Origin of the sequence: Pseudomonas sp. ChxA (assembly GCF_030263855.1) — a bacterium.
Taxonomy (GTDB): Bacteria; Pseudomonadota; Gammaproteobacteria; order Pseudomonadales; family Pseudomonadaceae; genus Aquipseudomonas; species Aquipseudomonas fluorescens_CB.
This window is the reverse complement of the sequence record NZ_JARPMK010000001.1, coordinates 5,421,072-5,442,122: the sequence shown is the minus strand read 5'-3', so window position 1 is coordinate 5,442,122 and position 21,051 is coordinate 5,421,072. Positions and strand designations below refer to the sequence as shown.

General features: G+C 59.5%; 22 protein-coding genes. 10 read left to right on the top strand and 12 right to left on the bottom strand.

The genetic code is table 11. The features are described 5' to 3' along the window. Nucleotides 1-80 precede the first annotated feature (80 nt). Both P5706_RS24475 and P5706_RS24470 read right to left on the bottom strand, forming a co-directional pair. Nucleotides 81-1,379 (bottom strand): MFS transporter, encoded by a 1,299-nt coding sequence (locus P5706_RS24475; protein ID WP_177024834.1) that lies wholly within the window; start codon nucleotides 1,377-1,379, stop codon nucleotides 81-83. A gap of 275 nt (nucleotides 1,380-1,654) precedes the next feature. Beyond that, the gene (locus P5706_RS24470; protein ID WP_285682343.1) at nucleotides 1,655-2,197 is read right to left on the bottom strand and encodes a chalcone isomerase family protein; all 543 of its coding nucleotides are present in this window, start codon (nucleotides 2,195-2,197) and stop codon (nucleotides 1,655-1,657) included. Nucleotides 2,198-2,432: 235 nt separating this feature from the next. Here P5706_RS24470 and sthA point away from each other — a divergent pair, with 235 nt between their 5' ends. Further along, a complete protein-coding gene (gene sthA, locus P5706_RS24465) occupies nucleotides 2,433-3,827 on the top strand; it encodes a Si-specific NAD(P)(+) transhydrogenase (RefSeq protein ID WP_003189670.1) in 1,395 nt (464 codons plus the stop codon). A 42-nt stretch (nucleotides 3,828-3,869) separates the two neighbouring features. Here sthA and P5706_RS24460 read toward each other — a convergent pair whose 3' ends face one another. Together P5706_RS24460 and P5706_RS24455 are read right to left on the bottom strand one after the other, a co-directional pair. Then, the gene (locus tag P5706_RS24460) at nucleotides 3,870-4,592 is read right to left on the bottom strand and encodes a glycerophosphodiester phosphodiesterase (RefSeq protein WP_017137433.1); all 723 of its coding nucleotides are present in this window, start codon (nucleotides 4,590-4,592) and stop codon (nucleotides 3,870-3,872) included. Between the two features lie 44 nt (nucleotides 4,593-4,636). Continuing rightward, nucleotides 4,637-5,215, bottom strand: coding sequence for a PilZ domain-containing protein (locus P5706_RS24455; protein WP_200430522.1), 579 nt, complete (start codon nucleotides 5,213-5,215; stop codon nucleotides 4,637-4,639). Between the two features lie 94 nt (nucleotides 5,216-5,309). Here P5706_RS24455 and P5706_RS24450 point away from each other — a divergent pair, with 94 nt between their 5' ends. The 3 genes from P5706_RS24450 (at nucleotide 5,310) to P5706_RS24440 (ending at nucleotide 8,560) form a co-directional block, all read left to right on the top strand. Continuing rightward, entirely contained in the window at nucleotides 5,310-6,560 is a 1,251-nt protein-coding gene (locus P5706_RS24450; RefSeq protein WP_285682340.1) for a lipoprotein-releasing ABC transporter permease subunit, read from the top strand. 7 nt (nucleotides 6,561-6,567) lie between these two features. Further along, complete coding sequence (gene lolD, locus P5706_RS24445; protein WP_285682338.1) at nucleotides 6,568-7,251, top strand: lipoprotein-releasing ABC transporter ATP-binding protein LolD; 684 nt, start codon at nucleotides 6,568-6,570, stop codon at nucleotides 7,249-7,251. Between the two features lie 61 nt (nucleotides 7,252-7,312). After that, nucleotides 7,313-8,560 (top strand): lipoprotein-releasing ABC transporter permease subunit, encoded by a 1,248-nt coding sequence (locus P5706_RS24440; protein WP_056857275.1) that lies wholly within the window; start codon nucleotides 7,313-7,315, stop codon nucleotides 8,558-8,560. Between the two features lie 105 nt (nucleotides 8,561-8,665). On the opposite strand, the gene P5706_RS24435 is transcribed toward P5706_RS24440, so the two are convergent. Both P5706_RS24435 and P5706_RS24430 read right to left on the bottom strand, forming a co-directional pair. Next, the gene (locus tag P5706_RS24435) at nucleotides 8,666-10,021 is read right to left on the bottom strand and encodes a heavy metal sensor histidine kinase (RefSeq protein ID WP_285682826.1); all 1,356 of its coding nucleotides are present in this window, start codon (nucleotides 10,019-10,021) and stop codon (nucleotides 8,666-8,668) included. Next, nucleotides 10,018-10,698, bottom strand: a complete 681-nt coding sequence (locus tag P5706_RS24430) for a heavy metal response regulator transcription factor (RefSeq protein ID WP_285682335.1) — start codon at nucleotides 10,696-10,698, stop codon at nucleotides 10,018-10,020. The genes P5706_RS24435 and P5706_RS24430 overlap by 4 nt, the downstream gene beginning before the upstream one ends. A gap of 156 nt (nucleotides 10,699-10,854) precedes the next feature. Here P5706_RS24430 and copI point away from each other — a divergent pair, with 156 nt between their 5' ends. Beyond that, a complete protein-coding gene (gene copI, locus P5706_RS24425; RefSeq protein ID WP_200430518.1) occupies nucleotides 10,855-11,376 on the top strand; it encodes a copper-resistant cuproprotein CopI in 522 nt (173 codons plus the stop codon). 66 nt (nucleotides 11,377-11,442) lie between these two features. Further along, entirely contained in the window at nucleotides 11,443-12,273 is an 831-nt protein-coding gene (gene queF / locus P5706_RS24420) for an NADPH-dependent 7-cyano-7-deazaguanine reductase QueF (protein WP_285682333.1), read from the top strand. A gap of 135 nt (nucleotides 12,274-12,408) precedes the next feature. Here the strand turns inward: queF and P5706_RS24415 are convergent, their stop codons facing one another. Then, a complete protein-coding gene (locus tag P5706_RS24415; RefSeq protein WP_053255059.1) occupies nucleotides 12,409-12,675 on the bottom strand; it encodes a DUF4404 family protein in 267 nt (88 codons plus the stop codon). A gap of 110 nt (nucleotides 12,676-12,785) precedes the next feature. After that, nucleotides 12,786-13,394, bottom strand: a complete 609-nt coding sequence (gene pcrP / locus P5706_RS24410) for an HAD superfamily inactivated hydrolase PcrP (protein WP_200430515.1) — start codon at nucleotides 13,392-13,394, stop codon at nucleotides 12,786-12,788. Between the two features lie 209 nt (nucleotides 13,395-13,603). On the opposite strand from pcrP, the gene P5706_RS24405 reads away from it, so the two are divergent. Next, the gene (locus tag P5706_RS24405; RefSeq protein WP_099485621.1) at nucleotides 13,604-14,293 is read left to right on the top strand and encodes an MlaA family lipoprotein; all 690 of its coding nucleotides are present in this window, start codon (nucleotides 13,604-13,606) and stop codon (nucleotides 14,291-14,293) included. A 62-nt stretch (nucleotides 14,294-14,355) separates the two neighbouring features. Here P5706_RS24405 and P5706_RS24400 read toward each other — a convergent pair whose 3' ends face one another. Beyond that, nucleotides 14,356-14,652, bottom strand: a complete 297-nt coding sequence (locus P5706_RS24400) for a PilZ domain-containing protein (RefSeq protein WP_200430514.1) — start codon at nucleotides 14,650-14,652, stop codon at nucleotides 14,356-14,358. Nucleotides 14,653-14,928: 276 nt separating this feature from the next. Between P5706_RS24400 and rssB the strand changes: the two genes are divergently transcribed. Both rssB and rssC read left to right on the top strand, forming a co-directional pair. Beyond that, on the top strand, nucleotides 14,929-16,110 hold the full coding sequence (rssB, locus tag P5706_RS24395) for a two-component system response regulator RssB (protein ID WP_110624244.1): 1,182 nt from the start codon (nucleotides 14,929-14,931) through the stop codon (nucleotides 16,108-16,110). Next, nucleotides 16,110-16,592, top strand: coding sequence for an anti-sigma factor antagonist RssC (gene rssC, locus P5706_RS24390; protein WP_010212025.1), 483 nt, complete (start codon nucleotides 16,110-16,112; stop codon nucleotides 16,590-16,592). The genes rssB and rssC overlap by 1 nt, the downstream gene beginning before the upstream one ends. Before the next feature lie 197 nt (nucleotides 16,593-16,789). Here rssC and tal read toward each other — a convergent pair whose 3' ends face one another. Both tal and dusA read right to left on the bottom strand, forming a co-directional pair. Continuing rightward, on the bottom strand, nucleotides 16,790-17,716 hold the full coding sequence (gene tal / locus P5706_RS24385) for a transaldolase (RefSeq protein WP_200430513.1): 927 nt from the start codon (nucleotides 17,714-17,716) through the stop codon (nucleotides 16,790-16,792). 747 nt (nucleotides 17,717-18,463) lie between these two features. Further along, the gene (dusA, locus tag P5706_RS24380; protein WP_285682327.1) at nucleotides 18,464-19,474 is read right to left on the bottom strand and encodes a tRNA dihydrouridine(20/20a) synthase DusA; all 1,011 of its coding nucleotides are present in this window, start codon (nucleotides 19,472-19,474) and stop codon (nucleotides 18,464-18,466) included. A 102-nt stretch (nucleotides 19,475-19,576) separates the two neighbouring features. On the opposite strand from dusA, the gene P5706_RS24375 reads away from it, so the two are divergent. Beyond that, a complete protein-coding gene (locus P5706_RS24375) occupies nucleotides 19,577-20,701 on the top strand; it encodes a site-specific integrase (protein WP_285682326.1) in 1,125 nt (374 codons plus the stop codon). A 1-nt stretch (nucleotide 20,702) separates the two neighbouring features. Here the strand turns inward: P5706_RS24375 and P5706_RS24370 are convergent, their stop codons facing one another. Next, entirely contained in the window at nucleotides 20,703-20,978 is a 276-nt protein-coding gene (locus P5706_RS24370) for a pyocin activator PrtN family protein (protein ID WP_150717079.1), read from the bottom strand. Nucleotides 20,979-21,051 lie beyond the last annotated feature (73 nt).

Genomic DNA, 21,051 nt, shown 5'->3' with positions numbered 1-21,051 from the left:
TCGCAGGCAAGCCAGCTCCCACATTTCGACGTGTGAACGCCGTCAAATGTGGGAGCAGGCTTGCCTGCGATAGCGGTCTATCAGGCACCACCCACCACCGACGCCTGCGCCGTCCGCAGTTCATGCCGATTGCCTTTAAACAGCACCAACGTCGCAATCAGCCCCAACACCGCCGCGCCACTCAGCCAAATCCCCGGCGCCGCTTTGTTATCCAGCACATGGATCAAATAAGTACAGGCCGCCGGCGTAAACCCACCAAAGGTCGCCGTCGCCAGGCTATAAGCCAGCGAGAACCCGGTGGTGCGCACTTCAATCGGCATGATCTCGGTAAGCGCCACCACCATCGCCCCGTTGTAGGAGCCATACAGGAACGACAACCACAACAGCACGATCAGCAGGTGAGTGAAGCTCGGATTCGCCACCAACCACGACAGCGCCGGATACGCCGTCAGAATCGCCAGAATCGTCGCCGCCAGCAGTAAGGGTTTGCGCCCGATCTTGTCGGACACCGCGCCCATCACTGGCAGCCAGATGAAGTTGGAAATGCCCACGCACACCGTCACCAGCAATGCGTCGAAGTCGGACAGGTGCAGTTCGGCCTTGCCGAAGGTCGGCGTGTAGGCGGTGATCAGGTAGAACGACACGGTGGTCATCACTACCAGCGCCATGCCGGCGATGACGATGCCGAAGTTCTGGCCGATCGAACGCACGATTTCCTGCAGGGTAGGGCGGTGTTTACGTGCCTGGAACTCAGGGGTTTCTTCCAGCGAACGGCGAATCACGAAGATCACCGGCACGATCAGGCAGCCGATCAGGAACGGCACGCGCCAGCCCCAGTCGCCCATTTCTTCAGGGCTGAGCCAGTGGTTGAGGCCCACGCCGAGCAAACCGGCGAAGACCACCGCAGCCTGCTGGCTGGCGGACTGCCAGCTGACAAAAAAGCCTTTGCGGCCCGGCGTGGCGATTTCCGCCAGGTACACCGACACACCGCCCAATTCGACGCCGGCGGAAAAGCCTTGCAGCAACCGGCCAAACAGCACCAGCAACGGCGCCGCGACGCCCAAGGTGGCGTAGCCGGGCACGCAGGCAATCAGGATGGTGCCCGCAGCCATTAACGCCAAGGTGATGACCAGGCCCTTTTTACGGCCGTGGCGGTCGATGTAGGCACCCAGGAAGATTGCGCCCAGTGGCCGCATCAGGAAGCCGGCGCCGAACGTTGCAAGCGACAGCATCAGCGAGGCGAAGGCGCTGTCGCTGGGGAAGAAAGTTTTGGCAATGGCCGTGGCGTAGAAGCCATAGACCATGAAGTCGAACATCTCGAGAAAGTTGCCGCTGACAACGCGAAAAATCGCTTTGCCTTTGCCCGTTGTGGTGGACATGTCATGCACTCATTTTGGCTGTCTTATTAGTGATCCCTGGTCATCACTCGTCCTTGCTGCAGTTTTGTAACCATATGTGTATTAGCCACTACCGGCAATGAAAATTGATAGCAAGCTGACTAAATGCGCAGTTGTCGGTGGCGATGAAAATCTAATGTGGGAGCTGGCTTGCCTGCGATAGCGGTGTGTCAGTTCGCAAATGAGTGGCTGACCCACCGCTATATCGCAGGCAAGCCAGCTCCCACAGGGTTATTGGGTGTTTTTGCGGGCGGTTATTAGTTCAGGAGGGCGTTGCGCAGGCTGTCCGACAGGCCTTTTGGCGCCAGCCATATACCGAGGTAGGCTTTCGCCAATTCATCGTTGCGACTGCTGAACACCACCTGCTCATTGATCTCCAGGTTCAACCCGCGCCCAGGGCGAAAATCCAGGGCATAACGATCGCCGCTACGAATGTTGCGGAAACTGGCGTGCAGTTGGTCCAGCTCGGGCTTCAGGCGGGCGAGGGTTGCAGCGGATTGCTGGCGTTCGAGGGTGGCGGTGGCGGCCTTGATCACATCGTTGCGGTCGATGTCGCGAAAGTAATACAGCGCCAGGCGCACAGCCTTTTGCTGGTCCCAGGCCTGTTTGGCGCTGATATCAGCTGGAGCGTACAGCGCGGCTGCATAGACATCCGCCCAGAGATACACCAGCACCGTCTGGTTTTTCAGCGCCAGTTCATGCGCTTGCGCAGCAAAACCGGCTTGCTTGAGCCGATCCGCCTCACTGGCGTGTGCCGTCAGCGAAAAAATCATCATTAAACAGAAAACCACATGCCGCATAATGGCCCGTCCTGCGAAGGTGCGTGTCAGCAGTGTAATGCCAGTTTGCAGTTTCTGTAGTAAAGGCAAGACTGGCCTACGACGCGACCAAGGGTTAATGTGCGCGGCGTTGAGCCTTATATAGACTGTGCCCCGGCTCACACACTTGAGCCAAAAATTTCCTTCATGCCCGCTGGCCGCGGCATGATTTAGCCAGGCGTCCAACCGTACGCCTGGCCTGTTCTGAGGAGTACGCATGGCTGTCTACAACTACGACGTAGTGGTACTGGGTTCCGGCCCGGCTGGAGAAGGTGCGGCAATGAACGCCGCCAAAGCGGGGCGCAAGGTGGCGATGGTCGATAGCCGTCGCCAGGTCGGCGGTAACTGCACCCACCTGGGTACCATCCCGTCCAAGGCCTTGCGTCACTCGGTGCGCCAGATCATGCAGTTCAACACCAACCCGATGTTCCGGGCCATTGGTGAGCCGCGCTGGTTCTCGTTTCCGGACGTGCTTAAAAGCGCCGAGAAAGTCATCTCCAAGCAAGTCGCGTCGCGTACCGGCTACTACGCCCGTAACCGCGTCGACCTGTTCTTCGGCACCGGCAGTTTCGCCGACGAGCAAACCGTCGAAGTGGTCTGCGCCAACGGCGTGGTCGAAAAACTGGTGGCCAAGCACATCATCATCGCCACCGGTTCGCGCCCGTATCGCCCGGCGGATATCGATTTCCACCACCCGCGTATCTACGATAGCGACACCATCCTGAGCCTGGGCCACACCCCGCGCAAACTGATCATCTATGGCGCCGGCGTGATCGGCTGTGAATACGCCTCGATCTTCAGCGGCCTGGGTGTGTTGGTGGAACTGGTCGACAACCGCGACCAGTTACTGAGCTTCCTCGACTCGGAAATCTCCCAGGCGTTGAGCTACCACTTCAGCAACAACAACATCACCGTGCGCCACAACGAAGAATACGAGCGGGTCGAAGGCCTGGATAACGGCGTGATCTTGCACCTCAAGTCCGGCAAGAAGATCAAGGCCGACGCCTTGCTGTGGTGCAACGGCCGTACCGGCAACACCGACAAGTTGGGCATGGAAAACATCGGGGTCAAGGTCAACAGCCGTGGCCAGATCGAAGTGGACGAGAATTACCGCACCTGCGTACCGAACATCTACGGCGCCGGTGACGTGATCGGCTGGCCGAGCCTGGCCAGTGCTGCGCATGACCAGGGCCGTTCGGCGGCCGGCAGCATTGTCGACAATGGCAGCTGGCGCTATGTGAACGACGTGCCGACCGGGATCTACACGATTCCCGAGATCAGCTCGATCGGCAAGAACGAGCACGAACTGACCAAGGCCAAGGTGCCTTATGAAGTCGGCAAGGCATTCTTCAAGAGCATGGCGCGTGCGCAGATCGCCGGTGAGCCGCAAGGCATGCTGAAGATTCTGTTCCACCGTGAAACCCTCGAGGTTCTCGGCGTGCATTGCTTCGGCTACCAGGCCTCGGAGATCGTGCACATCGGCCAGGCGATCATGAACCAGCCGGGTGAGCAAAATACCCTCAAGTATTTTGTGAACACCACGTTCAACTACCCGACCATGGCCGAAGCCTATCGGGTAGCGGCCTACGACGGCCTCAACCGGCTTTTTTGAGCGGCTCCGGCCGGTGGCCTGAGCCGGCCGGGGAGACCGATTTCAGTAATTCTCGAGGGTGGCAGTGGCCAAACCGGGAAAGTCTGTAATCAGGCTATCTACGCCGAAGTCGGCGAGCCTGCGCATCAGCGCAGGTTCGTTGACCGTCCACACGGACACGTGCAAACCCTGGCGCTGGGCTTTTTCCAGACGCTCGGGGGTGCACAGCGTCCAGTTCAATGCAAGGTACTCACAGCCGTAGTTCTGCGCGACCTTCAACGGGTCGAGCCAGGCGTATTCGGCCACCAGGCCGCGTGACAGGTCCGGGGTGAGTTCCACCGCGGCTTTCAATACTTCCCGCGAACTTGAGGTCACGGTGACCTTGTCCATCAGGCCATGGCGCACGGCCATCTCGCGGATCGCCAACACGGTGGTCGCGGCACGGGTGCGCGAGGCACTTTTGACTTCCAACTGCCAGTGATCGAAGTCGCACTGTTCGAACAGTTCTTCCAGGCGCGGAATCGGGCACGGCTTGACCCAGCCTGGGCCACCTTTGCGCGCGTCCATCTTCACCAGGTCCGCCGCCGAGTATTCGACGACCTTGCCGCGCCGGTCGGCGGTGCGTTTGAGGGTCGGGTCGTGGATCACCATCAACTCGCCGTCCATGGACAGGTGCAGGTCCAGTTCGCAACGGCGTACACCGTGCTTGAGGCATTCCTGAAAGCTGGTCAGGGTGTTTTCCGGTGCTTCGCCTTTGGCACCGCGGTGGCCGTAAATCAGGGTCACAGTTGCTCCTTTGCGCCAGGTAGCCTGGCGTAGTCAATACGTATTCAGATGTCGTCGCTTTGTTCCCGCGCCAGCCGGCGTTCCTGGGCCTGTTTCTGCAGGATATAGCGCGCCAGCAACTGGCGTTGGGCGTCGGTCATGGATTCGAACTCTGTGCCCACGTCAAAACCATCGCCCTTGGGGTCGCAATGGGTGACGCGCGCGCGCAGCAACAGGCCGAGCGCTTGGGGCATCAGCACCAGCTTGACCGCCAGATGCGCGCCGGGCGCCAGCGGCGTGGGGTGCTGGAAGTCGATGCCGCCCTCGGAGATGATTACCGGCTGCGGCGCGCCGACCTCATCCAGCAGGCCACGGGCCATGATCTGGCTGAGCAGATCCACGCGTTTGTTCTGGACTTTGAGAAAGGCCGCCAGGCTGCGATCTTTCTCGCTGATCTGGCGCAGCAGGTGCTGGGCTTCGAATTCGCTGAGGTGCAGTTCGCTGAGCAGATTGAACAGTGGGGAATCATCCAGCAACACTTCCTTGCTCGCCGCTTCCGGGGCAGACAGTGTGCTGATTTGAAGTGCGATCATGTCGTCGATACGGTAGTATTCGCGGCGTTCTTCTTCATCTAATGTCGACATGGCGAACCCAAAGTAGCGGTAATGGTCTGAGTGTAAAGCTGCTTACCTGACCCCGCCACCGGGACGTCTTCTTTTCCTCCGAACAAGCCCCGACATGTTCAGACCTCTCTTCGTATTTATCGGCACGCGTTATACCCGTGCAAAGCGCCGCAATCATTTTGTGTCGTTCATTTCCCTGACCTCGATGATCGGGCTCGCCTTGGGCGTGGTCGTGATGATCGTGGTGCTGTCGGTGATGAACGGCTTCGATCATGAGATGCGCACTCGCGTGCTGGGCATGGTGCCCCACGCGACCATCGAGTCCGATGAACCCATCAACGACTGGCAAAGCCTGGCCGCCAAGGTCAAGCAGAACCCCAAGGTAGTGGCCGTTGCGCCGTTTACCCAGATGCAGGGGCTGCTGACCAACGACGGCAAGGTGCAGAAGATCCTGCTCAATGGCGTTGACCCGGCCCAGGAACGTAACGTGTCGATCATCGACAAGTTCATGTTGCAGGGCAAACTCGACGACCTGGCGCCCGGCAGCTTCGGCATCGTGATCGGCGACAAGGCCGCAGCCAAGCTCGGCGTGGGCATCGGCGACAAGCTGACCTTCGTCGCGCCGGAAGTCACTGTTACCCCAGCCGGCATGTTCCCGCGCATGAAGCGTTTTACCGTGGTCGGCACCTTCCACGTCGGCGCCGGCGAAATCGACGGCTATTTGGGGCTCACCAACCTCACCGACCTGGCGCGCCTGCATCGCTGGCAGCCGGACCAAGTGCAGGGCCTGCGCCTCAAGTTCAACGACCTGTTCGATGCGCCGCGCGGCGCCTGGGAAATCGCCCAGCACCTGGGCGACTCGCAGTACTACGCCCGCGACTGGACCCGTACCCACGGCAACCTCTACCAGGCCATCCGCATGGAAAAAGCCATGATCGGCCTGCTGTTGCTGCTGATCGTCGCCGTGGCCGCGTTCAACATCATCTCTACCCTGGTGATGGTGGTGAACGACAAGAAGGGCGATATCGCCATCCTGCGTACCCTTGGCGCCACGCCGGGGCAGATCATGGCGATCTTCATGGTGCAGGGCACCGTGATCGGCGTGGTCGGCACCTTGATCGGCACCGGCGTTGGCATTCTGGCCGCGCTGAACGTCAGCGCTGCCATTGCCGCGCTGGAAAAAGTCATTGGCCACAAGTTTCTCAACGCTGACGTCTACTTTATCGACTACTTGCCGTCCCAGGTTCAGGCCCAGGACGTATTGATGGTGGGCGGCGCCGCGTTGCTCTTGAGTTTCCTTGCCACCCTGTACCCAGCCTGGCGCGCGGCACGCACCCAGCCAGCACAGGCCTTACGTTATGAGTGAATCGGGCATGAGTGAAAAAGCTATTTTGAGCTGCCGCAACCTGGGCAAATCCTACGAGGAAGGCCCGGAATCGGTGGTGGTGTTGTCCAACCTGCAGCTGGAACTGCACCCGGGCGAGCGCGTGGCGATCGTCGGCAGTTCCGGTTCCGGCAAAAGTACCTTGCTCAACCTGTTGGGCGGCCTGGATACACCTTCCGAGGGCAGCGTGTGGCTGGCCGGTGAAGAGCTGTCGGCACTCGGTGAAAAAGCCCGCGGCCAACTGCGCAACCGTTCGCTCGGTTTTGTGTACCAGTTCCACCACCTGCTGCCGGAATTCACCGCACTGGAAAACGTGTGCATGCCGCTGCTGATCGGCAAGACCGCGATCCCCGAAGCGTGCCAGCGCGCCAAGGCGTTACTGGAGCGCGTTGGCCTTGGCCATCGCCTGGAGCACAAACCGGCTGAGCTGTCCGGCGGCGAGCGCCAGCGTGTGGCCATCGCCCGTGCCCTGGTGAACAACCCGGGCCTGGTGATGCTCGATGAGCCGACCGGCAACCTCGACTCGCACACCGCACAAGGCATCAAGGACTTGATGCTGGAACTGAGCACCCAGATGCGCACCGCGTTCCTGGTGGTGACCCATGACATGAGCATGGCCCGCCAGATGGACCGCGTGTTGCACCTGCAGGAAGGTCATCTGGTCGCCATCTGACCCGTTTCAAGCCTGGCTTTTTTTAGCCAGGCTTTTTCATTTTTTTAAACGGTGCCCGCGAATGTTCAGACCGTTATCGATTTTTATCGGCACGCGCTATACCCGCGCCAAGCGCCGCAACCGTTTTGTCTCGTTTATCTCGATGACCTCGATGATCGGCCTCGCCCTGGGCGTGCTGGCGATGATCGTGGTGCTGTCGGTAATGAACGGCTTCCAGCGTGAAATGAGCACGCGCATCCTCGGCATGGTGCCCCACGCCACCATTGTCGGTGTGAACCCGATTGATAACTGGCAGCCCGTGGCCGCCGCCGCGTTGAAGAACCCCGAGGTCACGGCTGCGGTGCCGTTCACACAGATGGACGGCATGTTCTCCTACAAGGGCGCGATGCAGCCGATCGAGATCAGCGGCGTTGACCCGGCCCAGGAAGGCAAGGTGTCGATCGTGGCCCAGCATATCGTGCGCGGCAAGCTCGAAGACCTGAAGGCCGGCGAGTTCGGCGTAGTGATCGGCGATATCACCGCACGGCGCTTTCGCCTGAACGTCGGCGACAAGCTGACCCTGATCGTGCCGGAAATCAGCACGGCCGCACCGGGTGGCATCACCCCGCGCATGCAGCGCTTGAACGTGGTCGGTATCTTCAAGGTGGGCGCCGAGCTGGATGGCTCCATGGCCCTGATCAACATGGCCGACGCCGCCGAGATCCAGCATTGGCAGCCGAACCAGGTACAAAGCGTGCGCCTGGCGGTGAAGGATTTGTACGCAGCACCCAAGGTTTCGGCGGACATTGCCGCGAGCTTGGGCGCCGACTACAAGCCGGATGACTGGACCCATACCCAGGGCAGCCTGTTCAGCGCAATGAAGATGGAAAAGACCATGATCGGCCTGCTGTTGCTGATGATCGTCGCCGTCGCTGCGTTTAACATCATCGCCACGCTGATCATGGTGGTGAACGACAAAGGCGCGGACATCGCGATTTTGCGCACCATCGGCGCCACGCCACGGCAGATCATGGCGATCTTCATGGTGCAGGGCACGGTGATTGGTATCGTCGGAACCTTGATCGGCGGCGTGCTGGGCGTGATTGCGGCGCTGAACGTGAGTGAACTGGTGGGCTGGCTGGAGCGCGTGACCGGGCAGCATATCTTCAGTTCGGACGTGTACTTCGTCAGCAACCTGCCTTCCGAGCTGCAAGGCGGCGATGTGCTGTTGATTTGCACGGCCGGGTTTGTATTGAGCTTTATGGCGACGATTTACCCGGCGTATCGAGCGGCGAAGATTGAGCCGGCGCATGCCCTCAGGTATTCGTAAACTCTAAGACCGCTATCGCAGGCAAGCCAGCTCCCACATTTTGATGTGTGAATACATTCGAATGTGGGAGCTGGCTTGCCTGCGATAGGGCCGGCCCAGCTTGCATCAATCCCCCTTGGGCAACTCAATCACAAACCTGGTCCACCCGGCTTCAGACTCACAATAAATCCTCCCCCCATGCGCCCGCACAATCGACTGGGTAATCGCCAACCCCAGCCCCGCATGCTCACTGCTGCCTTCACGGCGCGCCGGGTCCGCCCGATAGAACCGATCAAACAATTTAGGTAACAAAGCCGCAGGGATACCTTCCCCGGTATTGGCGACAGTCAGCGTCACAGCCTGTGCGCTTTCCATAATCCGCACTCGCACCTCGCCACCCACTGGGGTAAATCGCAGCGCGTTATCCAGCAAGTTCGACACGGCCCGGCGCAACATACCGCGATCACCCGCCGTTTGAGCCGTGCCCTCGCACACCAGCTTGACCTGCGCGTCTTCGGCCAACAGCGCAAAAAACTCCAGCAACGCCTCCACTTCATCGTGCAGCGCCAGCGCTTCGCGTTTGGGCATCAGCAGGCCATGGTCGGCTTTGGCCAGGTACAGCATGTCATTCACCAACTGCGCCATCCACTGCAACTCCTCCAGGTTGCTGTGCAACGTCTCGCGGTAGTCCTCCAGCGGGCGTGGCTGGGTGAGGATCACCTGGGTGTGGGTCAGCAGGTTCGACAGTGGCGTGCGCAGTTCATGCGCGATGTCGGCAGAGAACGCCGACAAACGCTGGAACGAGTCGTCGAGCCGCCCCAGCATCGCGTTAAACGCCTGGGCGAGTTCGGCCAACTCCAGCGGCATTTGCGCCTGGGGCAAGCGTTGGGTCAGGGAATGGGCCGACACGCCTGCCGCCACTTCGCTCATGCGCCGCAACGGCCGCAGCCCGCTGCGCGCAGCCCACGCACCGAGCAGCGCGGTGGCCAGGGCGGACAGGCCGACCGTGAGCCAGATCAACCGTTGCATGCGTTGCAGAAAGTGCTGGTGGTGCGTGATGTCGAGGATCAGCGACAGTTGCGGCGAACCGGCTTGGCCCGCCAGCAACGGCGCGTTGTACACACGGTAGTCGGTGCCCGCGTTTTGCAGGCTGTGCAAGCCGGGCGCTGCGGGCAGCGTGACGCTCGGCGCGCCATCAAACCAGCGTTGGCCGGCGGCGCTGATGCGCAAGGCAAGATCCGGCTGGCGGCTGAGTTCGGCACGCAGTTGCGCTTCTCGTTGGGTGAAGGCCGCCAGTGAGTCGACACCCTGCAAGGTGCTGCGCAGCGCGAGCAGTTTGCCGTCGAGTTGCTGTTGGTCCAGTTCGATAAAGTGCGCTTCGCTGGCATGGTTGAACAATACGCCAGCGATGAGCGAGACCACCGCCGTACAGCCAGCAAATAACAGCGCCAGACGGCTGGCCAGGGACAGGCGTGGGATCAATTGCACCGCTCCTCCAGCACATAACCCATGCCGCGCACGGTGTGGATCAGCTTGGTGGGGAAGTTGTCATCGACTTTAAGGCGCAGACGGCGAATCGCCACTTCGATGATATTGGTGTCGCTGTCGAAATTCATGTCCCACACCTGCGAGGCAATCAAGCTCTTGGGCAGCACTTCGCCCTGGCGGCGCAGCAGCAGTTCGAGCAGGGCGAACTCCTTGGCGGTGAGGTCGATGCGCTGGCCGTCGCGCTCGACGCGGCGGCGGATCAGGTCCAGGCGCAGATCGGCCAATTGCAGCGCGGTTTCCTGCGGTGTGCTGCTGCCACGGCGTAGCAGGCTGCGCACTCGCGCCAGCAGTTCGGAAAAGGCGAAAGGCTTGACCAGATAATCGTCGGCGCCCAGTTCCAGGCCATGCACGCGGTCTTCCACGGCGTCGCGGGCGGTGAGGAACAACACCGGGATTTCCAGGCCGGCACTGCGCACTGATTGCAGAATTTGCCAGCCGTCGCGGCCGGGCAGCATCACATCGAGAATCAACAGGTCGTAGTCGCCGGTCAACGCCAGGTGCTGGCCAGTGGTGCCGTCAGCCACCAGTTCAGTGGTAAAACCTGCCTCGGCCAAGCCTTGGCGCAGGTAGTGGCCGGTTTTCGGTTGGTCTTCAACGATCAGCAGTTTCATGGGCAACTCGTGGCAACAGGTGACGATGGGCTTTATACCGTGGGGGTCAGCGTAAGGGCGCAACCTGACAAAGTTGTAATCTAGCAGTCAGCTGGCTGGCAGCGGGGCCATCTTAAAGTGCTGAGCAAGCTGGACACACTTTTTTGGAGAAGCGTCATGGCGTTGCGTACACCACTGTTATTGGCGGGCTGTTTGCTGGCATTGAGCGTTAATGCAATGGCCGATGAGGCCCACACCTACGCGTTTGGCCACCCGGCACCGGCCGATAAAGCCACGCGCACCGTGGAAGTCACCCTGCAGGACATTGCCTTTTCGCCCAAGGCTCTGGATGTAAAAGCCGGTGAGACCGTGCGCTTTGTGCTGGTCAACAAAGGCCAGTTACTGCACGAATTCAACCTGGGCGATGCGGCGATGCACGCCGAACACCAGAAAGAAATGCTCAAGATGCAAGCCAGCGGCATGCTCACGGCCACCGGTATGGGCAAGATGGACCACGCCGCCATGGGGCATGGCGACATGGGCGGCATGAAGCATGACGACCCCAACAGCGTGCTGGTCGAGCCGGGCAAGACCGCCGAGCTGACCTGGACCTTCACCAAGGCCACCGGTCTTGAGTTTGCCTGCAACATTCCGGGGCATTACCAGGCGGGCATGGTCGGCAAGCTGACCGTTGAGTGAGGCGATTCTTAAGGGCGGGAGCAAAGGCTGGTAGACTGGCGCGGTTTATTTAGCCAGGTTTCCGCCATGCATCCCGCAGCCGAACATTCGCCGCTGGGCAAGTCCAGTGAATACATCTCTACCTACACGCCGTCGTTGCTGTTCCCGATCCCTCGCGCCGCCAAATGGGCCGAGCTGGGGCTGACTGCCGAAACCCTGCCTTATAAGGGCGTGGATTTCTGGAACTGCTTCGAACTGTCGTGGCTGCTGCCATCCGGCAAGCCGGTGGTGGCCATCGGTGAATTCAGCATCCCGGCCGAGTCGCCGAACATCATCGAGTCCAAGTCTTTCAAGTTGTACCTCAACTCGCTGAACCAGACCGCATTTGCCGATACGCAAAGCCTGGAAGCCACCTTGCGCACCGACCTCAGCGCCGCCGCCGGCCTGCCTGTGAGCGTGCGCATCCGCAGCCTGGCCGAGATTGAGGCCGAAGGTGTGATGGCGTTGCCGGGCGCGTGCATTGACGAGCTGGACATCAGCGTCAGCAACTACGAGCACCCGCGCCCGGAACTGCTGCGTTGCGACGACTCGCGCATTATCGAGGAGAGCGTGCACAGCCACCTGCTCAAATCCAACTGCCCGGTCACCAGCCAGCCGGATTGGGGCAGCGTGGTGGTGGAGTACCGTGGCCACGCGCTGGATCACGCCAGTTTGCTGGAATATATCGTGAGCTTCCGCCAACACTCGGACTTTCATGAGCAGTGCGTGGAACGGATCTTTCTGGACTTGCAGCGGTTGCTCAAGCCAGAGAAGTTGACGGTGTATGCGCGCTATGTGCGGCGCGGTGGGTTGGATATCAACCCGTATCGCAGCACTGAGAATGTGCAGTTCCAGAACGTGCGCCTGGCCCGTCAGTAAGCATCACCTAAAACTAAATGTGGGAGCTGGCTTGCCTGCGATAGCGGCCCATCAGTCATACATCGGGTGACTGATACACCGTCATCGCAGGCAAGCCAGCTCCCACAGTTGGTTCTGTGTTGGGCGTGGATCGTATTAGATCCCGATATTGCCCAAGGTGATCATGATATTGCGCAATGTCCCGGAAATGACCGGGTGTTCAGCATCGAACTCTATGGCTGCTTGATTCACATCATCGGAAATACTGGGTGTTTGGGTGGCCGGTTCAAGCTCGAGTTGTAATTCGAACTTGGCAATCAGGGCTTCCAGCGCTTCACGTTTTTCTTCCGACAGCGGCGGTTGCTGTTCCAACTGCCCGCGCAGGATGTTGACCTGTTCTTCAAGCTTTATGCGGTCAGGCATGACGTTCTTCCTTTTATCGATAGGCACTGGCATAGACCGCGGCACGCCGTGAAAGGTCTACGGGCTGACCTGTAGATTAATCCACCGGCGCCTTAAGTGCATGATCTCTATCAGGGCTTCTCGCCTTTAAGCTGGCGCAGGCTGATATCCGCCAGGCACGTGCCCAGCTCGCCAAGGTGATCGATCACCGAATGCACGCCCAGCCCATACAGCGCCACCGTGGCTTTGCCGCGCTTGTGCTCGCGTTGCTGCTCGGTCAGCGCCTGCCATTGTTCCGGCGACAGGCCGCACAGCGAGCCGCAGGACGCCAGGCCGATGGTCCACAACCCGGCATTCAGGCCCGATTGCAGCAAACGCGGCTCGCCGCTGACCAGCACACAGCCTTCGAGGCGTTCGATATTCAGTGCCATCAAGGCTTGCCAGCAAGCGTGCGGCGCGGGCCAGCGGATCGAGGCGGGTGGCGTGGCTTTGAGCCAGGCGGGCAGGGCCGCCGCCAGCGGCGTGGTGACAGAAGCGGGCAGTTCATCCAGCCAGGCGCAGGGCACGCCCTGGTCCTTGAGGCTGCGCAGAATCTTCAGCGCACCGGGCGTGGCCTGGGAGTCGGGGCAGGGCGAGTCGGTGCGGGCCAGGGAACCAAAATCCACCAGGCAGCCACTCAGTCCAAACAGCACGGCAGTCAAGGTGGGGGCGCTGGCTATGGCAATTTCGGCGTGAGGCATTTCGACTTCCCTGAAATAACTATCCTGAAATAGCTACGACGCTATCCGGGCTGCATGACAAGCGGATGACACTTAACCTATTTGTAGGGATTTTGTGCATTTTGCGTATGTCGATTCCGCGTTACTGCCTAAATCCACCCATCCGTCATATACTGACGGTCTTATTCAGGGCATAGCGCCCATGACAGACCATTCAAGGAGCCAAAGCTATGCGCTGGAGCCAGTACTTCGCTCAGCTATCTGTGTGTGCAACTATCCTGCTCGTCCCCTTCGCGGCCCAAGCTGCGTCCGAAGACGATCCATGGGAAAGCGTCAACCGCCCGATCTTCACCTTCAACGACACCGTTGATACCTACGCGCTCAAGCCGATTGCCCAGGGTTATCAATTTGTAACCCCGCAATTCGTGCAAGACGGCATCCACAACTTCTTCCGCAACATCGGCGATGTCGGCAACCTGGCCAACAACGTGCTGCAGCTCAAGCCGCACGCCGCCGGTGTAGACACCGCCCGCCTGTTGATGAACACCACCTTCGGCGTGCTCGGCTTTGTTGATGTGGGCACCAAAATGGGGCTGCAACGCAGCGATGAAGACTTCGGCCAGACCCTCGGCTACTGGGGCGTAGGCAGCGGTCCTTACGTGATGCTGCCGCTGCTGGGCCCAAGCACACTGCGTGACGCGCCGTCCAAATACGTCGACAGCTACACCCAACCGTACCGCTACATGAACGATATCGGCTGGCGCAACAGCACCTTCGGCCTGAACATCGTTGACACCCGTGCCAGCCTGCTCGACAGCGAGAAGCTGATCACTGGCGACAAGTACACCTTTATCCGTAATGCTTACCTGCAGAACCGTGAGTTCAAGGTAAAAGACGGCAAGGTCGTCGACGACTTTTAAGCCGTGACGTTTTGAAATGAAAAAAGGCGACCTTTATAGGTCGCCTTTTTTGTGCGGGCTTTTCAGTGCATTTTCAAGATCTTGAGGCCCAGGTGCTGGCGCTCGCCATCGTTTTTGGCCCACACCACCTCGGTGTCCGCTTCCAGGCCGGCGAGGGCGGCGTGTTCCGAATCGATGCGCACGGTCAGTTGGTCTCCCACCTGAAACTGACGCGGGGCCTCAACCTGCATGCCGGAGCTGGAAAGGTCCACGCAAACCCCGGCAATCTCTTGCCCTGCGTGGATCAGCGCCACGTCGGCATCCACGCGCATGCGGATGAAATCGCGTTTTTCGTCGTAGCCGCGCTCATGTTCACTCACGGGTTCCATCCTTACTTTGTGTTGTGGTGGTGACTGTTCTTATAACTCCCGGTGATTTGCGGTGTAAAGACGCCCGGCGACCATCGGCATGAGCTTGAAACCCCTGACGGATGGGAGTACCGTCTGCGCCTTAGAAGGGCACCTCTGCTTTACCGTTGTGCATGGGAGAAATCCCAGTACTTTGTAGGACAGAGAGGCTAGAAAGCGAATCCAGTACGTGAGCCCGGCCATTGCCGAGCCGCCTACGCCAACCTAATTCTGGCGCCGTTTGCCCACATGCAAAAAACCAGTGCCACGCTGCTGATAATCGATGACGACGAAGTAGTGCGCGCGAGCCTCGCGGCCTATTTGGAAGACAGTGGCTTCAGCGTCCTGCAGGCCAGTAATGGCCAACAGGGTCTCCAGGTGTTCGAGCGCGACAAGCCCGACCTCGTGATCTGCGACCTGCGCATGCCCCAAATGGGCGGCCTGGAGCTTATTCGCCAGGTAACCGAGCGTGCGCCGCAGACGCCAGTGATTGTTGTGTCCGGTGCCGGCGTGATGAACGATGCTGTCGAGGCCCTGCGCCTGGGCGCCGCCGACTACCTGATCAAGCCCCTGGAAGACCTGGCGGTGCTGGAGCACTCGGTGCGCCGCGCGCTGGACCGTGCTCGCCTGCTGCTGGAAAACCAGCGCTACCGCGAAAAGCTCGAAACCGCCAACCGCGAACTCGAAGCCAGCCTCAATTTGCTCCAGGAAGACCAGAACGCCGGTCGCCAGGTGCAGATGAACATGCTGCCGGTGAGCCCGTGGACCATCGACGAATTCAAGTTTGCGCACCAGATCATCCCGTCGCTGTACCTGTCGGGTGATTTCGTCGACTACTTCCGCGTCGATGAGCGACGTGTGGCGTTCTACCTGGCCGACGTATCCGGCCACGGCGCTTCTTCTGCTTTTGTTACCGTGTTGTTGAAATTCATGACCACACGGCTGTTGTTCGAATCCAAGCGCAATGGCACCTTGCCGGAGTTCACCCCCTCCGAGGTGCTGGGCCACATCAACCGAGGCCTGATCAGCTGCAAGCTGGGCAAGCACGTGACGATGGTCGGCGGCGTTATTGATGAAGAAACCGGTCTTTTGACCTACAGCATCGGCGGTCACCTGCCGATGCCGGTTTTATACACTCCCGACAGTGTGCGTTACCTGGAAGGCCGTGGTCTGCCGGTGGGCTTGTTTAACGAAGCCACCTACGAAGACCACATCCTGGAACTGCCGCCGACGTTCAGCCTTACGCTGATGTCCGACGGCATACTGGACCTTCTTCCAGAGCCTACACTCAAAGAGAAAGAAGCCGCCTTGCCCCAAAAGGTCAAGTCGGCGGGCGGCAGCCTGGATGGCCTGCGGCAGGTTTTTGGATTGGCCACGCTAGGGGAGATGCCGGATGATATCGCCCTATTGGTGTTGAGCAGGAATCTTTGATGAGTACCGGAAGAATCCAATTCGCCGAGCAAGACGGGACCTTCGTCCTGAAGTTTGTCGGTGAAGTGCGCCTGACCTTGTGTTCGGCGCTGGATGCGACGATTGAGCGGATCTTCACCGCGCTGAACTTCTCAGCGATCGTGATCGATCTGACCGAAACCCGCAGCATCGACAGCACCACCCTTGGCCTGCTGGCCAAGTTGTCCATTCTGTCTCGGCAGAAGGTCGGCCTGTTGCCGACTGTGGTCACCACCCACGAAGACATCACCCGTCTGTTGCAGTCCATGGGCTTTGATCAAGTGTTCAACATCGTTGACCGCCCGATCCCGTGCCCGGAATGCCTGACCGACCTGCCTTCGCAAGACCAGTCCGAAGAAATCGTACGGGTCAAGGTGCTGGAAGCGCACAAGATCCTGATGGGCTTGAACGAGTCCAACCGCGAAGCCTTCCACGACCTGGTCAACGCGCTGGAGCGCCACTGACCTTCAGTTGAAACCCAATCCAATGTGGGAGCTGGCTTGCCTGCGATAGCGGTATGTCAGCCACCTATTCATCACTGACCCACCGCTATCGCAGGCAAGCCAGCTCCCACAGTTTAAATTGGGTTTGGTTTGAAGTCGGCGAAACACAAAAAAGGGCGGCACCCTCACAGGTGCCGCCCTTTTTGTCGCCGCCTGCCTTACAGCTTGGCAGTCAACAACGCCTCCAGCTTCTCCTGGTCGCGAGCAAACTGACGAATGCCTTCCGCCAGCTTCTCAGTCGCCATCGCATCCTCGTTGGACTCCCAACGGAACTGCGCTTCAGTCAAATGCACCCGTGCTTCACCGGCATGGCCTGGCGACAGCTTGCGCTCCAGCTTGCCTTCATCGGCCGCCAGCTTCTCCAGCAGGTCCGGGCTGATGGTCAGGCGATCACAGCCGGCCAGCTCTTCAATCTGGCTCAGGTTACGGAAGCTCGCACCCATCACTACGGTTTTGTAGCCATTGGCCTTGTAGTAGTTGTAGATGCGCGTTACCGACACAACACCTGGGTCTTCAGCGCCGGTGTAGTCGTTGCCGTTGGCCTTCTTGTACCAGTCGTAGATACGGCCCACGAATGGCGAAATCAGGAACACACCGGCTTCGGCGCAGGCCACGGCCTGGGCAAACGAGAACAGCAGCGTCAGGTTGGTCTGAATGCCTTCTTTTTCCAGCTTCTCCGCCGCGCGGATGCCTTCCCAGGTGGAGGCGATCTTGATCAGCACGCGGTCACGGCCTACGCCGGCTTTGTCGTACAGGTCGATCAGACGGTGCGCACGCTTGAGAATCGCGGCTTCATCGAACGACAAACGCGCATCCACTTCAGTGGAAATACGCCCCGGCACGACTTTGAGAATCTCCTGACCCACTGCCACCGCAAAACGGTCACTGGCCAGGCCCACGTCACCGTTGCAGTCCTTCACAGCCTCATCCAGCAGCTTGGCATAGCCTGGAATCGACGCCGCCTTGAGCAGCAGGGAAGGGTTAGTGGTGGCGTCTTGTGGCTTGAGCTTGGCGAGGGTAGAAAAATCGCCGGTATCGGCTACGACAGTGGTGAATTGCTTGAGTTGTTCCAGCTTGGAAGTCATGGGCGTGCTCTGTCCTGTGGGTCTGATGACATTACCCGAGCGCCGACAAGCGCTCAAGGGCGCAAATACATTCGGTCGTTTGCGCGGGCGACAACCTGAAAACAGCCGTTTGAATCACCGGCCATACTGCTAAATAGGAGACCAAAACCCCCGACAGGTTCAACCCAAGTTCCCCAAGCCAACGCAGCTCCCGTGTGAAAGCTGGCTTCCTGTGGCGAGCAGGCTTGCCCTGCGTTGGGCTGCGAAGCAGCCCCAGTAAGGCGATCGAGTTTTTCATTCAGAACGCGGTCATAGTTATCAGGGCCGCTACGCACCCCAACGCAGGGCAAGCCTGCTCGCCACAACAGCCCAGCCACCCACCAACGCCCTGACACCCATCACCCAAAACGGTGGGAGCTGGCTTGCCTGCGATAACGCCAGCCCAGCCACCACCCAACCCCCTGACACCCCGCACTCAAAACGGTGGGAGCTGGCTTGCCTGCAATAACGCCAGCCCAGCCACCAACCAACCCCCTGACACCCCGCACTCAAACTGTGGGAGCTGGCTTGCCTGCGATAACGCCAGCCCAGCCACCAACCAACCCCCTGACACCCTGCACTCAAAACTGTGGGAGCTGGCTTGCCTGCGATAACGCCAGCCCAGCCACCAACCAACCCCCTGACACCCCGCACTCAAAACTGTGGGAGCGGGCTTGCTCGCGAAAGCGGCCTGTCAGCCTCTAAATAAACCAACTGACACCCAACCCCTCACCGCCCCTCCAACAACTCCCCAGCCTGATCCAACAACGCCAACGGATCACTCGCCTTATGAATATCTACCGACAACAGCTGCCTGAACCGACGAGCCCCCGGAAACCCGGTCCCCAACCCCAACACATGCCGAGTAATGTGATGCATCACACCACCGCTCGCCAAATGCTCCGCAATATAAGGCCGCAACAACGCCAACACCTGCGCCCGACTTACCACCGGCGCCTCACTCCCAAACAACCGCTGATCCACCTCCGCCAACACATACGGATTGTGATAAGCCTCCCGCCCCAACATCACCCCATCAAACACCTGCAAATGCTCCTGGCACTGCTCCAGCGTCTTGATCCCGCCATTCAACACAATCTCCAACGCCGGGAAATCCTGCTTCAACTGCGCCGCCACGTCATACCGCAACGGCGGAATATCCCGATTCTCCTTCGGCGACAACCCCTCCAGAATCGCAATCCGCGCATGCACCGTAAAACTGGTACACCCCGCATCCCTCACCGTCCCAACGAAATCACACAACTCGGCATAACTGTCGCGCCCATTGATCCCGATACGGTGCTTCACCGTCACCGGAATCGACACCGCATCCCGCATCGCCTTCACGCAATCTGCCACCAACGCCGGGTGCGCCATCAAGATCGCGCCGATCATATTGTTCTGCACCCGATCACTCGGGCAGCCGACGTTCAAGTTCACTTCATCGTAACCGGCAGCCTCAGCCATACGCGCGCAGGCGGCCAGGTCAGCGGGCACGCTGCCGCCCAGTTGCAGCGCGAGTGGGTGCTCGGCTTCGTTGTGGCGCAGGAAGCGGTCGTGGTCGCCATGCAGGATCGCGCCAGTGGTGACCATCTCGGTGTAGAGCAGGGCGTGCTTGGAGAGCAGGCGCAGGAAGAACCGGCAGTGGCGGTCGGTCCAATCCATCATGGGGGCAACGGAGAACCGCCGAGATAGCGCAGGGCTTGAGTTTACTGGGCTGGAGTGGGTGTTTAGTACCATTTGGCTCAACGTGTTTATAGTGTGTTTTTAGGCGTTTTCAGGCGTTTTTTCGAGAGCGCTGGTACAATGTACCAATAACTTTTGGAATTGTACCAGTCGACTATGGCAACGATCAGAGCACGAAAACGCACCGATGGCTCAGTCAGCTACACGGCACAAATACGCCTGTTCCGCGACGGAGCGCAAGTCTACCAAGAGAGCCAGACCTTCGCCCGGAAACAGGCTGCTCAAGCCTGGGTGCGGCGACGTGAGGCAGAGCTGGATCAACCTGGTGCAATTGAGCGAGCGAACCGCAAGGGTGTTACCGTCCAGGACATGATCAAGCAGTATCTGGATGAGATGGAGAAAGTTCGACCGTTGGGTAAAACCAAAGAAGCCACTCTCAATGCCATTGCAGCGTCGGAGTTTGGCCAAACCGCTGATTCCGATATCAACAGCCAGCGGTTGGTTGACTTTGCGCTCTGGCGAATGAGCAAAGAGGGCGGTGGCGTTCAGCCACAGACCGCCGGCAATGATCTGGCCCATCTTGGGGCTGTCCTGTCGATTGCTCGGCCCGCTTGGGGATATGAGGTAGACCCCCACGCAATGGCGGATGCTCGAAAAGTGCTGAGGAAATTGGGCTACAACATGAAGAGCCGAGAGCGTGACCGGCGACCGACCAAGGACGAACTGGATAAGCTGCTGGAGTACTTCGTCGGCATGCAGCAGCGCCGCCCCAGTTCGATCAACATGCTTAAGGTCATCGGTTTCGCGTTATTTTCCACTCGTAGGCAGGATGAAATCAGCCGAGTTCTATGGGTAGACGTCGATGACGAGCGTCAGCGGGTGATGGTGCGAGACATGAAGAACCCCGGCCAGAAAATCGGCAACGATGTCTGGTGCAATCTTCCGGATGAAGCCTGGCGAATTCTGCAGAGCATGCCAAAAGAACGTGCGGAAATTTTCCCGTACAACTCGTCATCAATCTCCACGGCTTGGGCGAAGGCATGCAAGTTTCTAGAGATAGAAGATCTCCACTTCCACGATCTGCGGCACGATGGCGTGAGTCGGTTATTTGAAATGGATTGGGATATCCCCCGAGTGGCCAGTGTTTCCGGACATCGGGACTGGAACTCGTTGCGTAGATACACACATCTACGTGGGAGGGGTGACCACTATGCCGAATGGCCGTGGTTAGAAAAAATCATTCAGGCGCCCGTGAAGCTGGGCGCCTGGGGCAAGCAGTGAGTTAACTGGCTCGGCGGTATCCGTTGAGCTGGTTGCATTCCTTGACTGCGGCTTCCCTTTGCAGATCGAGGTAGGCGGCAAGATCGGTGATGTGGATTCCCTTCGCGCTTTTCTGGCTCGATTCGAGGCGAGTGATCGGGATCTTGATCTGGCCGGCCAACACCTTGCGCTGGAACATATCAGTGGTTAGGTGTGTGAAGTAATCCTTGCACACCTGTTCCAGCGGGATGATCGCCCTGCCGTTGTATTGCGCCATCAGGATGAAGGCGGTGTTCATGAGTTGCCTCCTGCACGCCGTGTGATGCCTTCGGCCTGGCGCAATTTGCTGCATTGTTCATGGCTACCGTGTG